Below are 14264 nucleotides of genomic sequence, written 5' to 3'. Positions count from 1 at the left end.
AAGTTCGACGAACTCAACGGGCTGCTGGAGAAGTACGGCAACGACGACCTCTTCGCCGAGAACTTCGCGACGACCCTCGGCCCCAAGGGCACCCTGGAGTTCTGGGCGGGCATCAACGACCCGCACCTGAACACGGAGCTGGGCCAGGCCCGCGTGAAGCAGTACGGCGCCCTCCAGGAGCACCTCGGCCTCACCCTGGCCAACGCCACCCAGTCCGACAGCCCCGCCATGCAGCGCTGGGAGAAGGACATGGTCGGCCTGGGCGGCGAGTTCATCCCCGACAGGAACAACCCGCGGGCCATGGGCGTCCAGGTCATGAGCAACCTCATGCGCTGGGGGGACTTCGACGACCGGTTCCTGAACAACTACGGCAACGAGCTGATGCGGATCGAGAAGGAACGCAGCGGCAACGGCAGGGACGCCTCCCTGGCCTGGCGCCAGTTCCCCATGGATCCCATGCTCAACCGGACGGGCACCGACCAGGGCGCGGACCCGATGACCGGCTTCATGATGGCCCTCAAGCGCAGCCCGGACGCCGCCACCGAGTTCTTCAACGGCACCTTCGTCACCAAGGACGAGGACCACGACTTCGAGCGGGACACCGACGGCGACGGCAAGAAGGGCAAGGTCGGGCTGACCAACTTCCAGTACCTCTTCGAGGAGCGGGACTGGCCCAAGGAGTACAACAGCGACTTCAAGGAGAGCGTCACCGGGCGCAACGCCCTCGCCGAGGCGCTGGAGGCCGCCACGACCGGCCACCCGGCCGGCGAGCAGCCCACCCAGGACCTCCCTCCGCACACGCCGGAGCAGGCCAAGCTGATGGAGAGCATCGTCACCTCCGTCTCCGAGGACCCCGAGCGCCTGACCAAGCGCGGCTACATGTCCGACAGCTTCGGCCAGATCGCGGCGGAGTACCTGCCCGACATCAACCGGGCCACCGCCGACGACAAGCACGGGAACACCGACAAGCTCTTCCCCATCGCCGGCGCCGCCGCCGATCTGGGCCACAGCGACGTCACGCGCTTCCTCGTCAGCGTGGGCCAGAACCCGGACGGGTACGCGAAGGTCGAGCTGGGCCAGAAGGCCTACATGACCAACCTCTTCGACTACCACCTGAACCCCGACCTCCCCGAGGACAAGCGGTACCCGCAGGACCCCCAGACCACGGTCGAGGAGATCGCACGGCGCTCCGGCGAGATCAGCGGGACCCTGGCCATCGGCCGCCAGGAGGCGGTTCTGGGAGAGGCGCACCAGAAGGACGAGGACTACCAGAAGTCGATGGCCCAGGTGAAGAACACCATCTCCGGGGTCGTCGGTGCCGGAATCGGTGTGGGGACGAGTTTCATCGCGACGCCCGTCGGCGGAGCCGCTGCCGGCGGAGCCGCCAACACGGTCAGCAGTGTCGTCCTGGAGCAGATCTTCGGCAACCTTGAGCCGAACAACCTCAAAGAAGCCGGGAAAGACGCGGGAGTGCGGTGGGAAAGCGCCAGGGAGAACAGCATCGAGCACGGCCAAGTGGCGGCTATGGAGGCCGCCAAAGCACACAACGGCTCCTACTCCAACCAGGTGGCGGACTGGGTCAAGTACGGGATCGAGGACGGTTTCTCCAACGCCTCGGACAACGTCTCCCGAATGGCCGATGATCTGGACACCAACATCCCCAACTGACGGCATGCCGCAGCCGCGCCTCCGCCCTTATGACGACACCGAGGTCGAATTGAGAAGCCCAGGAGAACTCACACGGCAGCGAACCCGACTCGTGGTCCCGGTCGTCGGAGCACTGCTCCTCGGCCTCGGCACGGCCGCCTGCTCCCCTCAGGAGAGGAATTACGAGATCCCCTCCACCATGTGCGGCACGGCCGTCTCCCCCGACCTCCTGGAACCCCTCCTCCCGCCGGGGGACAAGATCTCCACCACCCTCTCGGACAGAGCCGAGGGAATGAAGCGCTGCCTCGTCAACGTGGACGGCGAGCAGGTGCTCGCCTTCAACATCGAGTGGCGGGAGAAGGGGTCCTCCCTGTTCAACTTCGCCTCCGTGTTCCCCGGCGTCGATCCCAGTGACAAGGAGTCGGAGGACGGCCGGTACCTCTACTCCGATACCGGAGCCGTCGGAAAAGTCACCTGCCCGAAGCCGCGGAAGACCAGCGGAGATCTCTTCGTGGCGACGAGGGTGGCCAACTCCGGCAAGCCCGACGAGGCGGCGATGAGGAAGCTCATCGCCGCCTACGCCGAGGCCGTCGGCACGTCCGACGAGTGCACCTGACCCCCGCTGCGGGCCGCCGCCGCTACCGGCCGTTCCGGCCGGTGGCGGCGGCGTCGGCGTTGAGGCGGGAGTGGCGGATGCCGTAGGCGAAGTAGAACGCGAGGCCCGCGGCCATCCAGAGCAGGAAGACGGTCCAGGTGACGGCGTCGAGGCCGGTCATCGTCCACACGCAGAAGCAGAAGCCGAGCGCGGGCAGCAGCGGCGAGAGCGGGACGCGGAAGCCGCGGGGCATCTCCGGGCGGGTGCGCCGCAGCACGATGACGGCCACGTTGACCAGCGCGAAGGCGAAGAGCGTGCCGATGCTGGTGGCGTCGGCGAGCTGCCCGAGCGGGATCGCGGCGGCCAGGACACCGCAGAAGACGGAGACGATGACGGTGTTGGCGCGCGGCGTGCCGGTGCGCGGGTGCACCTGGGAGAACACCTTGGGGACGAGCCCGTCGCGGGCCATGGCGAACAGGATGCGGGTCTGGCCGTAGAGGACGGCCAGGACGACGCTGGCGATGGCGATGACGGCGCCGAGGGCGAGCAGGACGGACCAGAAGGCGTGGCCGGTGACGTCCTCCATGATCCCGGCGAGGGTGGCCTCGGAGCCGTCGAACTCCTGCCACGGCATGGCGCCGACCGCGACGGTCGCCACCAGGCAGTACAGCACCGTGACGATGAGCAGCGACAGCATGATGGCGCGCGGCAGGTCGCGCTGGGCGTTCTTCGCCTCCTCGCCCGCGGTGGAGGCGGCGTCGAAGCCGATGTAGGAGAAGAACAGCGTCGCGCCCGCGGCGGTGACCCCGGCCATGCCCAGCGGCAGGAACGGCGCGTAGTTCCCGGCGCGGATGCCGGTGAAGGCGACCGCGCAGAACAGCAGCAGGGCGGCGATCTTCACCACGACCATGACGGTGTTGGCGCGGGCGCTCTCCCGGGCACCGCCCAGCAGGAAGCCCATGGCGAGCAGGACGACCAGCAGCGCGGGCAGGTTGACGATCCCGCCGTCGCCCGGCGGGGCGGAGAAGGCGGCCGGGATGGTGATGCCGACGGTGCCGTCGAGCAGCTCGTTCAGGTACTCGCCCCAGCCGACGGCGACGGCGGCCACCGACACCCCGTACTCCAGGATCAGGCACCAGCCGCACACCCAGGCGATCAGTTCGCCCATGGTGGCGTAGGTGTAGGAGTAGGAGGATCCGGAGACCGGGATCACTCCGGCCAGCTCGGCGTAGGACAGGGCGGAGAACAGCGCGGTCAGTCCGGCGAGGACGAAGGAGACGATCACGGCCGGGCCCGCCTCGGGCACCGCCTCGCCGAGGACGACGAAGATGCCGGTGCCCAGGGTCGCCCCGATGCTGATCATGGTTAGCTGCCACATCCCGAGCGAGCGCCGCAGCGCGCCGCCCTCCCCCTGGCCGCTCTCGGCGACGAGGAGTTCTACGGGCTTGCGGCGGGTCAGCCGGGAGCCGGGAGCACCGGAGGGGGACGGGGCGGGGGTGGGCGGGGGTGGGGCGGTGCCCTGGTCCATCACGGTACAGCTCTCCTTAAACGGTCGTTCACGTACGGCGCATGACCCTACGGTCCCCGCGCGCCGGCCCGTAACGGGGATCCCTTGCGCACCGGTGGTGATTCGTTGCGTGATCGGCGTCTGTACGCAAGATCGTTTACCTCGTGTGCAACCGACCCGCCCGACGCGCTCCCCGAGGTCATGCGGGAAGCGCCCTGACCCAGGTCCGGTCCTCGGTGAGGTAGCTGTCGACGGCGAGCCCCGCATCCGCCAGGGCCCGCTCGAACTGCGCCTTTCCGAGCCGCCGGGAGAGAAACGTCTGGGTCCATCTCCCGTCCGGGAAGACGTACTCGACGTGGACGGACGACACCTCGGGGGCGACGGGCTCGGCGGAGACGACCCGGACCAGGCCCTCGCCGACCCTCCTCTCGCGCGGCACCCGGTCGTGCCAGTCCTCGCCCTCGCGCTGGATCAGCACGCAGCCGTCGTCCGCGACGTGCCGCCGGCAGGTGCGCAGCAGCCCCTGGCGCACCTGCGGATCACCGGCGTGGACCAGGAAGGAGGCCAGCAGGACGGCGTCGAAGCGCTCGTCCAGGTCCAGCGTCTCGATGGGCGAGCACACCGTACGGGCGCCGCGCACCCGCTCCAGCATCCGCGGCGACTCGTCGACGGCCGTCACGTCGAAGCCGCGGGCCAGCAGCGGGTGGGTCATCCGGCCGGTGCCGCAGCCCAGTTCGAGCAGGCGTGCCCCGGCGGGGACGGCCGAGGCGATGACGTCCGGCTCGTCGCCCACGGGCAGGCGGGTGTAGACCTCCACCGCGCAGCCGTCCGGGGTGATCGCCCCGGGGCCGGTGCCGTCGTATCCCTCGCGCCGCTCCCGGCGTGTCCCTTCGCTCACGCGCCCATCGAATCATCCGCGCCCCGCCCCGGAAAGGGGCGGGGCGGGCGCGGGACCGGGGGCTACGCCCAGCTCGCGTGCAGCGGCTTGCCCTCGGCGTAGCCCGCGGCGCTCTGGACGCCGACCACGGCCTTCTCGGCGAACTCCTCCAGGGTGGCCGCGCCGGCGTAGGTGCAGGCGGAGCGGACACCCGCGACGATCGAGTCGATCAGGTCCTCCACGCCCGGCCGCTCCGGGTCGAGGAACATCCGGGAGGTGGAGATGCCCTCCTCGAACAGCGCCTTGCGGGCCCGGTCGTAGGGGGAGTCCTCGGCGGTGCGGCCCCGTACGGCGCGGGCGGAGGCCATGCCGAAGCTCTCCTTGTACAGGCGGCCGTCGGGGCTCTGCTGGAGGTCGCCCGGGGACTCGTACGTCCCGGCGAACCACGACCCGATCATCACGTTGGAGGCCCCGGCGGCCAGGGCCATGGCCACGTCGCGGGGGTGGCGCACCCCGCCGTCGGCCCAGACGTGCCGGCCGAGCCTGCGCGCCTCCGCGGCGCACTCCAGGACGGCGGAGAACTGCGGGCGGCCCACCCCGGTCATCATGCGGGTGGTGCACATGGCGCCCGGGCCGACCCCGACCTTGACGATGTCGGCGCCCGCCTCGACCAGGTCGCGCACGCCCTCGGCGGAGACGACGTTGCCCGCGACGACGGGGACCTGCGGGTCCAGGTCGCGGATCGTCCTCAGGGCGGAGAGCATCGACTCCTGGTGGCCGTGCGCGGTGTCCACCACCAGGGTGTCCACCCCGGCGTCGAGCAGCCCCTTGGCGCGGCCCGCGACATCGCCGTTGACGCCGACGGCGGCGGCGACGCGCAGGCGTCCCCGGGCGTCGGTGGCGGGGGTGTAGAGGGTGGCGCGCAGGGCGCCCTTGCGGGTGAGGATGCCGGCCAGCCGTCCGTCGGCGTCGACGGCGGGGGCCAGCTTGCGGTGTGCGGAGTCCAGGCGGGTGAACGCCTCGCGCGGGTCGATGTCGGCGTCCAGCAGCAGCAGGTCGCGGGACATGACCCGGTTGAGCTGGGTGAAGCGGTCCACGCCCGTCAGGTCGGACTCGGTCACGACCCCGACCGGCCGTCCGTCCTCGACGACGACGCCCGCGCCGTGCGCCCGCTTGGGCAGCAGGGCCAGTGCGTCGGCGACGGTCGCGGTGGGTTCGAGGACGATGGGGGTGTCCAGGACCAGGTGGCGCTGCTTGACCCAGGAGATGACCTCGGTGACGACGTCGAGGGGGATGTCCTGGGGGATGACGACGAGGCCGCCGCGGCGGGCGACCGTCTCGGCCATCCGGCGTCCCGCGATCGCGGTCATGTTGGCGACCACGATCGGGATGGTGGTGCCGCTCCCGTCGGGTGTCGACAGGTCCACGCCGTGCCGGGAGCCGACCGCGGAGCGGTTGGGCACCATGAAGACGTCGTCGTACGTCAGCTCGTACGGGGGCCGCTGGTCGTTGAGAAATCGCACGTACTTCATTGTTGCACGGCCGGCCTCACCCCCGGCCCTGGAGGAAAGCCCAGGTGAGCGGGGGTGCCGCCGTGCTTTCCCACAAGCGTTCGGCCCGGCGGGCCGCCGTCCGCGGCGGACGGCGGCCCGCGGGGCCGGGTGCTCAGGGAGCGCCCTCGTCCGGGTCCACCCGCTCCAGCGCGGGCCACGGGCCCGGGCCGGTCTCGTGCAGCAGGTAGTCGGCCGCGGCGGTGTCGGTGACCAGGCTGGTCACCAGGCCGGAGCGGAGCACCGCGCCGATCGCCGCGGCCTTGCGGCGCCCGCCCGCTATGGCGATGACCTCGGGGATGCGGCGCAGCCGGTCGGCCTCGACGGTGATGCAGCGCTCCCCCAGGTCGCGGCCGATGCGGCGGCCCTCGGCGTCGAAGAGGTGGGCGGACATCTCGGCGGCGACCCCGAGGGAGGCGTAGTGGGCGCGCTCCTCCTCGCTGAGCATGTCGTGGACGGTGGAGATGCCCGGCTCCCAGGAGCCGATGGACACCGCGGCCACGGTCACCTTGTCGAAGTACTCGAACGCGGCCGCGATGCTCGTCTGGCCGCGCAGCGCGGCCGCGGTGGCCGGGTCCGGCAGCAGCATCGGCGCGTAGATGGGGTGGGCCTCGCCGCCGGAGACGGCGGCGGCGCGGCGGACGGCCTCCACCGAGCCGCGCTCGGCGGTGCCCGCGTCGTAGACGCCGGTGAGCTGCACCACGGTGCACGGCGGCAGGCGGCGCAGCGCCGTGGCCATGTGGATGGTGGAACGCCCCCAGGCCAGACCCAGCACGTCGCCCTCGGTGACCAGTTCGCCGAGCAGGTCGGCGGCGACCTCGCCGAGGTTCTCCGGGTCGGCGGCGTCCTCGGCGGCGTCCGAGGGCGACTCGACGACGACGGCGTGCCGCAGCCCGTAGCGGGAGCGCAGCGCGTCGGACCGCTCGGCGTCCAGCTCGGCGGGGACGCGGATCTCGATGCGGACCAGATCGCGCTCCAGCGCGGTCTCCAGGACCCGGGCCACCTTGAAGCGGCTCACCCCGAACTCGTCGGCGATCTGGATCTTGGACTTGCCCTCCAGATAGAAGCGGCGCGCCATGGCCGCCGCCTGCATCAGCTCGGCGGGACCCATCCTCGTGGCTGACCGCCCGGTCGACACCGCACTCACCTCGCTACCGTTCCGCCGTACTCCAGTACGTGCCGTACTCACTCCGCGCGTTCATCCTCGCAGATCCGTGGTGACCCTGATTCACTCCGTGCACGGTGCATCCATGCGGGGGCGCGCAACGGGTCCGTCTCAGTGGGAGCATCCGCCCCCGGCGGCTCCCCCGGCTCCCCGGGCCCGGGCGCGCAGTTCCCGCACGGCCGCGGCCGGGTCGTCCGCGCCGTAGACCGCCGAGCCGGCCACGAAGACGTCCGCGCCCGCCTCCGCGCACCGCTCGATGGTGGAGGCCGACACGCCGCCGTCCACCTGGAGCCACAGCTCCAGGCCGTGCTTGTCGATGAGCTGCCGGGCGCGGCGGATCTTGGGCAGCATGACGTCGAGGAACGCCTGGCCGCCGAAGCCCGGCTCGACGGTCATCACCAGCAGCATGTCCAGCTCGGGCAGCAGGTCCTCGTACGGCTCGACGGGCGTGGCGGGCTTGAGCGCCATGGCGGCGCGGGCGCCCTTGGCGCGGATCTCGCGGGCCAGCCGCACGGGCGCGGCGGCGGCCTCGACGTGGAAGGTGACCGATCCGGCCCCGGCCTCCACGTACTGCGGTGCCCAGCGGTCGGGGTCCTCGATCATCAGATGGCAGTCCAGCGGGGTGTCGGTCGCCTTGCGCAGCGACTCGACGACCGGGACGCCGAGCGTGAGGTTGGGGACGAAGTGGTTGTCCATCACGTCCACGTGGAGCCAGTCGGCGCCCTCGGGCCCTCCGACCCGCCGCGCCTCGTCGGCCAGGCGCGCGAAGTCGGCGGACAGGATGCTGGGGTTGATCTGAACCATGGCCCCAGTATGTCGTGGCCCCGCCGTCCCCGGTCCCTCGCCCCCGGGCCGTCCTCCCGCCGCCCGCCGCCGTCTTCCGTCGTTCGCGCGGCGTCCGTGCGGCGTTCGCCGGCCCGTTCCCGTGCCGCCCCCTCCGCCGGTGTCTTCTGCCGGGGCGTCAGGTGCGGCGCAGTAGGGCGAGGTACATCGCGTCGGTGCCGTGCAGGTGCGGCCAGAGCTGGACGTCGGGACCGTCGCCGAGGGCGGGTACGCCGGGCAGCAGCGGGCGGGCGTCGATGAGTTCGGCGCTCTCGTGCTTGAGCACGTCGTCGACGACCGCCCGGGTCTCGGCCGGGTGCGGCGAGCAGGTGGCGTAGCCGACGACGCCGCCGGTGCGGGCCGCCCGCAGCGCCTCGGTGAGCAGGCCGCGCTGGAGCGGGGCGAGTCCGGCCAGGTCCTCGGGACGGCGGCGCCAGCGCGCCTCGGGGCGGCGGCGCAGCGCGCCGAGTCCGGTGCAGGGCACGTCGACCAGGACGCGGTCGAAGGTGCCGGGCCGCCAGGCGGGGCGGGTTCCGTCGGCGGTGACCACCTGGTACGGGCCGGGGTTGCCGTGCAGGGCGCGGTCGACCAGGCGGGCGCGGTGCGGCTGCCGCTCGGCCGCGAGCAGGGCCGCGCCGCGTCCGGCGGCCAGCGCGCCCAGCAGGGCGGCCTTGCCGCCCGGGCCGGCGCAGCCGTCGAGCCAGCGGCGGTCGCTGCCCTCCAGGGGCGCGTTCGCCAGCGCGAGCGCCACGAGTTGGCTGCCCTCGTCCTGCACCCCGGCCCGTCCCTCGCGCACGGCGTCGATCGCGCCGGGGTCGCCGCCCTCGGCGAGCCGGACGGCGTACGGCGACCAGCGGCCCGGCGCGGCGTCGCCGGTCAGCAGCTCTTCGGTGGTGGCCCGGCCGGGGCGGGCCACCAGGGTGACCTCGGGGCGGGCGTTGTCGGCCGCCAGCAGGTCCTCGATGTCCTTGCGGCCGCCGCCGAGCGCGTCCCACAGGGCGGAGACGATCCAGCGGGGGTGGGCGTGGACGATCCCCAGGTGCTCCTCGGGCGCCTCCTCGTAGGGCGGGGCCACCGTCCGCAGCCAGCCGTCCAGGTCGTCGGCCGCGATCCGGCGCAGCACGGCGTTGACGAACTTCGCCCGTCCGTCCCCGAGCACCACCCGGGCCAGCTCCACGGTGGCGCTCACCGCCGCGTGGGAGGGGATCCGGGTGCTCAGCAACTGGTGCGCGCCGAGCGAGAGCACGTCCAGCACGGGCGGGTCCACCTCGCGCAGCGGCCGGTCCACGCAGGCGGCGATGATCGCGTCGTAGGTGCCCTGCCGGCGGAGGGTGCCGTAGACCAGCTCGGTGGCGAGCGCCGCGTCCCGCCCGTCGAAGGACCCCTTCTCCCGCGCCTCGCGCAGCAGCGGGGGCAGGACGAGGTTGGCGTACGCGTCGCGCTCGTGGACGGCCCGCAGCGCCTCGAAGGCGAGGAGGCGTACGGGGTCCTTCTTCGGGCGGCGGTAGGGCCTGGCGGGGCGGCGTGGCCGACTGCTCACGGGATGGCTGCTCCGGCTCGGTCGGGCCCGATCGGGCCTGGTCGGGGACGGGGGACGCGCGGTGGGCGCGGTCCCCAGCCTACGTCCCCGGCGCGGTCACTCCCCCAGCCGCTCCCCGGGCGCGATGCGGACCCCGCGCGCCCAGTCGGCGGCGGACATCGGCTTCTTCCCCTGCGGCTGGACCCACAGCAGCTCGACGGCGTGCGAACCGGTCCCGACGTGCACGGTGTTCTTGCCTGCGGCCAGCTCGCCCGGGGCCAGACCGGTCCGCTCGGAGGCGAGGGCGACCTGCCGCAGCTTGAGCCGCTCGCCGCGGAAGGAGGTCCAGGCGCCGGGCGCGGGCGAGCAGCCGCGCACCACCCGGTCCACGCGCAGCGCGGGCGCGGACCAGTCGACGCGGGCGTCCTCGACCGTGATCTTGGGGGCGAGGCTGACGCCCTCCCCGGTCTGGGGGACGGCCCGCAGCGTGCCGTCCTCGATCCCGTCCATGGTGGCGGCCAGCAGTCCGGCGCCCGCGAAGGCGAGCCGGGTCAGCAGGTCGCCGCTGGTGTCGGTGGGCCGGATCTCCTCGGTGATCACTCCGTAGACCGGCCCGGAGTCGAGCCCCTCCTCGATCAGGAAGGTGGACGCGCCGGTGACCTCGTCGCCGGCCATGATCGCGTGCTGGACGGGGGCCGCGCCGCGCCAGGCGGGCAGCAGCGAGAAGTGCAGGTTGACCCAGCCGCGGGGCGGGATGTCCAGGGCGGCCTTGGGCAGCAGGGCGCCGTAGGCGACGACCGGGCAGCAGTCCGGGGCGATCTCGCGCAGGCGGGCGAGGAAGTCCTCCTCGCGGGGGCGGGCGGGCTTGAGGACCTCGATGCCGGCCTCCTCGGCCCGCTGGGCGACCGGGCTGGCCACCATGCGGCGTCCGCGGCCGGCGGGCGCGTCGGGCCGGGTGACCACGGCCACGACCTCGTGCCTCTCCGATGCGATCAGGGCGTCGAGGGCGGGGACGGCGACCTCGGGGGTGCCGGCGAAGACGAGCCTCATCGGTGGGGAACTACCTCTCGCGAACGGCGGGACCGCGGGACGCGCGGGAACGCACGGGCGGTGCGCGGAACGGCGCACCAGTCTACGGTCCGTCACGGCCCCGCGCCCCGGGGGCGTACGGCCTCCGGCGCGCCGCCCTCGCCGCCTTCCGCGCGCCCCCGCAGCGTGACCCGGCGCCCGGTACCGCGTTGGTCAATGCAGCTTGACCGAGAACGGCCGCGGGCAGCGGCCGGTCCGTCCCGCGCCGGTTCGGAAGGCTCGTTCGTGACTCCGCCCCCGCCTGGCGGAGGGGGCTTCCCGCCCGGGGGTTGCGGTCCGGCCCGAACCGCCCCCTGCGGGACCGGCAGAAAGTACCACAAACCCGGGAAGCGATTCCCTCACCGGCCGAAACCGGTGGTTCCCTCGCGAGGAGTCTGATGGCCGACCACGCCACTCCCGACGCCCGGACACGGGCCAGTCTGCACCTGCTGGTGCGGGACATCGAGCGGGTCCGCCGGCAGGTGGACGCGCTGCGCACGCTCACCGCGCAGCTCGGCAACGTCTACCGGCCGCGGCGCACGGGCCCGTCCACGGGCTTCATCGTCTACGGCAGGGCCCCGGCACCCACCGTGCGGCTCGCCCAGGAACTGCGCGACAGCGTGGAGGCGCTGGTGACGGCGGCGGTGGAGTTCGACCGCTCGCTGGGGTTCTCCTGGGACGCGGTGGGCTCGGCGCTCGGCGTGACCAAGCAGGCCGTGCACCGCCGCTACGGCGCGCGCCGGCCCGCGGCGCAGGGCGGCGCGGAGGGGGCGGAGACGGCACGGCGGGTTCCCCCCGGCGAGGAGCCCCCCGCGGCGCCCCCGCGCGCCGCGGCCGTGGGGCAGGGCGCGCCCGGGGCGCCGGCCGCCGCCCCGCCCGGACGGCCGGCGCCGCCGCCGGAGCCCCGCACGGGGGCGTTCCCCGGCCCCCGGGGCGCCTGACCCTCCGCGTCTCCTCCCCCTCCCGGCGTCCGTCCGGCCGGGGCCCGCCGGACGGCCCGCCCGCCGGTGGGCGGTGCCCGCGGTCAGCCGATGTCCTCCGGGTCGATGCGGACCCGTACGGGTGCCCCCTCGCGGCGGGCGAGCCGGGCCGCCTGCGCGGTCTTGAGGGCGGCGGCGAGCGCGGGGCCGCTGCCCGGCGGCACCCGTACCAGGGCGCGGTCCCACCGCTCGCCCTCGGGAGGCGCGCCCGGCCGCCGGGGCCGCCCCGGCCCGGGCACCGGCAGCGGCACCGGCCCCAGGACCTCGGCGTCGGCGGGCAGGTCGGCCGATGCCAGCAGTTCGGCGACGGCTTCCGGCGGCCCGGTCACGGCGGCCATCCGGGACACCGGCGGGAAGCCCAGTTCGGCGCGCTCGGCCAGTTCGCGCCGGGCGTGCCCGGCCGGGTCCCAGCGCACCAGCGCCTGGACGGGACGCAGCGTCGGCTCGGCCATGACCACCACCGTGCCGCCCTCGGCACGGGGGCGCACCAGCGCCGCGGCGTCCAGCCAGCGGCGCAGCGCCTCCTCCGCCGCCCGCAGGTCGGGGCGGGAGAGCAGCGCCCAGCCGTCCAGCAGCAGTGCCGCCGCGTACCCCGGCCCCTCGGCGACCGGCTCCGCGCCCGGGGTGCTCACCACCAGCGCGGGCCGGTCGGGCACCGTGGCCAGGACGTGGTCGCGGCCGGAGGTGCGGACGGGGACGGACGGGAAGGCGCGGCCCAGTTCCTCGGCGGTGCGCCGGGCCCCGAAGACCTGGCCGCGCAGCCGCGTCCCGCCGCACTCCGCGCACGTCCAGTGGGGTGCGCCGCGGCCGCACCAGCCGCAGCCGGGCGGGGCGTCGCCGCCGGTGGCCTGGAGCGGGCCGGAGCAGTGGGCGCAGCGGGCGGGTCCGCGGCAGCGCGCGCAGGCCAGCCGGGGCACGTAGCCGCGGCGCGGCACCTGCACCAGCACCGGGCCGCGCGTCAGGGCGTCGCGCACGGTGCTCCAGGCGAGGCTGGGCAGCCGGGCGGCACGGGCGGCCGGGTCGCGCTCCTCGTCGCCGTCGCCGACGGTGCGGACCAGGGGCGCGGCGGCGCGCACCGCGTCCCGGTCGGCGGCCAGCGGGCGGGCCCAGCCGGTCTCGACGAGCTGGGCGGCCTCCACGGTGCAGCCGTGCGCGCCGAGCAGGAAGCCCGTTCCCTCGCGGGCGGCGCGCAGCAGCAGCACCTCGCGGGCATGCGGCATCGGCTCGCGGGGGTCGCGGTGGCTGGCGTCCCCGTCGTCCCAGATGGCGACGAGCCCCAGGTCGTGCACGGGGGCGAACATCGCGGCCCGGGTGCCGACGACGGCGCGTACGGCGCCGCGGTTGACGGCGAGCCAGCGGCGGTAGCGGGTCTCGGCCCCGGAGTCGGCGGTGAGCACCACGTGGTGTCCGTCGCCGATCAGGGCGGTGAGGGCGGCGTCCACGCGGGCGGCGGCCCGCCCGTCGGGCAGGACGGCCAGCGCGCCGCGGCCGGAGGCCAGGGTGGCGGCCAGCGCCCGGGCCAGTTCCCCGGGCCAGTGCGGGCCGGGCAGGGCCGTCCACACCGCGCGGGGGGACTCGCCCGCGGCGAGCGCCCGCAGGTAGCCGGGGCCGGCGGGGTAGCGGGTCCAGGGGCCCGGGCCGGGCGGCGGGGGCGGGGCCGGGGGGCCGCCCGTCCCGGTCCTCTCCGCGCGGGCCGTGCGCGGGGGCACGGCGAGCTGGACGACGTCGGCCAGGGCCCCGGCGTAGCGGTCGGCGACGGCCCGGCACAGCCGCAGCAGTCCGGGGGTGAGGACCGGCTCCGGGGAGAGGACCTGGGCGATGGGGGCCAGGACGCCGGGGAAGTCGGACTCGGCGCGGCGTTCGACGATGAAGCCGTTGACCAGCCCGCCGCCCTCGCGGCGTCCGTTGCGCTCCCCGGCGCCGAAGCGCACCCGCACCCGTGCCCCGGGGCGGGCCTCGGCGTCCATCGCGGCGGGGACGGCGTAGTCGAAGAGGCGGTCGAGGTGGAGCAGTCCCTTGTCGACCAGGACCCGGGCCACGGGGTCGTGCGCGGCGAGTTCGGCGCCGCGCCAGGTGCGCGGCCGGGCCCGGGGCAGTCGTTTGGTCCTGCGGACGGTCTCCCGGATCAGCGCGAGTTGCTCTCCCCCCGGCGGTCCCGCCGCCGGGGGACCGTCCGGCCGCCCGTTGTCGCTGCTCACAGCTTTCAGTCCTACCAGACGGCACCGACACGGCCCGGTCCCCCGCTGCGGGGACCGGGCCGTGTCGGCGGCACCGGCGGCCCGTGGCGCCGTCGGTGCCGGCAGTCCTACAGGCCGGCGGCGGTGCGGAGGGCGTCGGTGCGGTCGGTGCGTTCCCAGGTGAAGTCCGGCAACTCCCGCCCGAAGTGCCCATACGCCGCGGTCTGCGCATAGATCGGCCGCAGCAGCTCCAGATCCCGGATGATCGCCGCCGGGCGCAGATCGAACACCTCGGTGATCGCCCGCTGGATCCTCTCCACCGGCACCGTGGAGGTGCCGAAGGTCTCCACGAACAGC

The 14264-nt window shown here is 74.5% G+C and carries 12 protein-coding genes; 3 read left to right on the top strand and 9 right to left on the bottom strand.

Going from position 1 to position 14264, the window contains the following annotated elements:
- Both VE546_RS24490 and VE546_RS24485 read left to right on the top strand, forming a co-directional pair.
- Nucleotides 1-1668: DUF6571 family protein (locus VE546_RS24490; protein WP_324925951.1), on the top strand; the 1668-nt coding region annotated here is incomplete at its 5' end.
- Between the two features lie 91 nt (nt 1669-1759).
- A complete protein-coding gene (locus tag VE546_RS24485; RefSeq protein ID WP_324925949.1) occupies nt 1760-2263 on the top strand; it encodes a hypothetical protein in 504 nt (167 codons plus the stop codon).
- Nucleotides 2264-2285: 22 nt separating this feature from the next.
- Here VE546_RS24485 and VE546_RS24480 read toward each other — a convergent pair whose 3' ends face one another.
- The 7 genes from VE546_RS24480 to fmt form a co-directional block, all read right to left on the bottom strand.
- Nucleotides 2286-3773, bottom strand: coding sequence for an amino acid permease (locus tag VE546_RS24480; protein WP_414720569.1), 1488 nt, complete (start codon nt 3771-3773; stop codon nt 2286-2288).
- Nucleotides 3774-3948: 175 nt separating this feature from the next.
- Nucleotides 3949-4647, bottom strand: coding sequence for a class I SAM-dependent methyltransferase (locus tag VE546_RS24475; RefSeq protein ID WP_324925945.1), 699 nt, complete (start codon nt 4645-4647; stop codon nt 3949-3951).
- Nucleotides 4648-4709: 62 nt separating this feature from the next.
- The gene (locus VE546_RS24470) at nt 4710-6149 is read right to left on the bottom strand and encodes a GuaB1 family IMP dehydrogenase-related protein (RefSeq protein WP_324925943.1); all 1440 of its coding nucleotides are present in this window, start codon (nt 6147-6149) and stop codon (nt 4710-4712) included.
- A gap of 142 nt (nt 6150-6291) precedes the next feature.
- Nucleotides 6292-7287, bottom strand: a complete 996-nt coding sequence (locus tag VE546_RS24465; protein WP_324925942.1) for a sugar-binding transcriptional regulator — start codon at nt 7285-7287, stop codon at nt 6292-6294.
- A 165-nt stretch (nt 7288-7452) separates the two neighbouring features.
- The gene (gene rpe, locus VE546_RS24460) at nt 7453-8145 is read right to left on the bottom strand and encodes a ribulose-phosphate 3-epimerase (protein WP_324925940.1); all 693 of its coding nucleotides are present in this window, start codon (nt 8143-8145) and stop codon (nt 7453-7455) included.
- A 157-nt stretch (nt 8146-8302) separates the two neighbouring features.
- A complete protein-coding gene (locus VE546_RS24455; protein WP_324925938.1) occupies nt 8303-9703 on the bottom strand; it encodes an RsmB/NOP family class I SAM-dependent RNA methyltransferase in 1401 nt (466 codons plus the stop codon).
- A gap of 96 nt (nt 9704-9799) precedes the next feature.
- Nucleotides 9800-10732 (bottom strand): methionyl-tRNA formyltransferase, encoded by a 933-nt coding sequence (gene fmt / locus VE546_RS24450; protein WP_324925936.1) that lies wholly within the window; start codon nt 10730-10732, stop codon nt 9800-9802.
- Between the two features lie 416 nt (nt 10733-11148).
- Here fmt and VE546_RS24445 point away from each other — a divergent pair, with 416 nt between their 5' ends.
- Complete coding sequence (locus tag VE546_RS24445; protein WP_324925934.1) at nt 11149-11691, top strand: hypothetical protein; 543 nt, start codon at nt 11149-11151, stop codon at nt 11689-11691.
- 83 nt (nt 11692-11774) lie between these two features.
- Here the strand turns inward: VE546_RS24445 and VE546_RS24440 are convergent, their stop codons facing one another.
- Nucleotides 11775-13928, bottom strand: coding sequence for a primosomal protein N' (locus VE546_RS24440; protein ID WP_324925932.1), 2154 nt, complete (start codon nt 13926-13928; stop codon nt 11775-11777).
- 107 nt (nt 13929-14035) lie between these two features.
- Nucleotides 14036-14264, bottom strand: a 229-nt coding sequence (locus VE546_RS24435; RefSeq protein WP_324925930.1) for a methionine adenosyltransferase domain-containing protein, incomplete at its 5' end; no start/stop codon positions are given.

It is taken from the genome of Streptomyces sp. (assembly GCF_035644915.1).
Classification (GTDB): Bacteria; Actinomycetota; Actinomycetes; order Streptomycetales; family Streptomycetaceae; genus Streptomyces.
The sequence above is the reverse complement of the archived record's forward strand: the minus strand, read 5'-3'. Positions and strand labels throughout refer to the sequence as shown.

What these genes read in the sequence shown, in the direction of transcription:
- VE546_RS24465 (WP_324925942.1), bottom strand. Translation starts at nt 7,287, where the DNA reads ATGGGTCCCGCCGAGCTGATGCAGGCGGCGGCCATGGCGCGCCGCTTC.
- rpe (WP_324925940.1), bottom strand. Translation starts at nt 8,145, where the DNA reads ATGGTTCAGATCAACCCCAGCATCCTGTCCGCCGACTTCGCGCGCCTG.
- fmt (WP_324925936.1), bottom strand. Translation starts at nt 10,732, where the DNA reads ATGAGGCTCGTCTTCGCCGGCACCCCCGAGGTCGCCGTCCCCGCCCTC.
- VE546_RS24445 (WP_324925934.1), top strand. Translation starts at nt 11,149, where the DNA reads ATGGCCGACCACGCCACTCCCGACGCCCGGACACGGGCCAGTCTGCAC.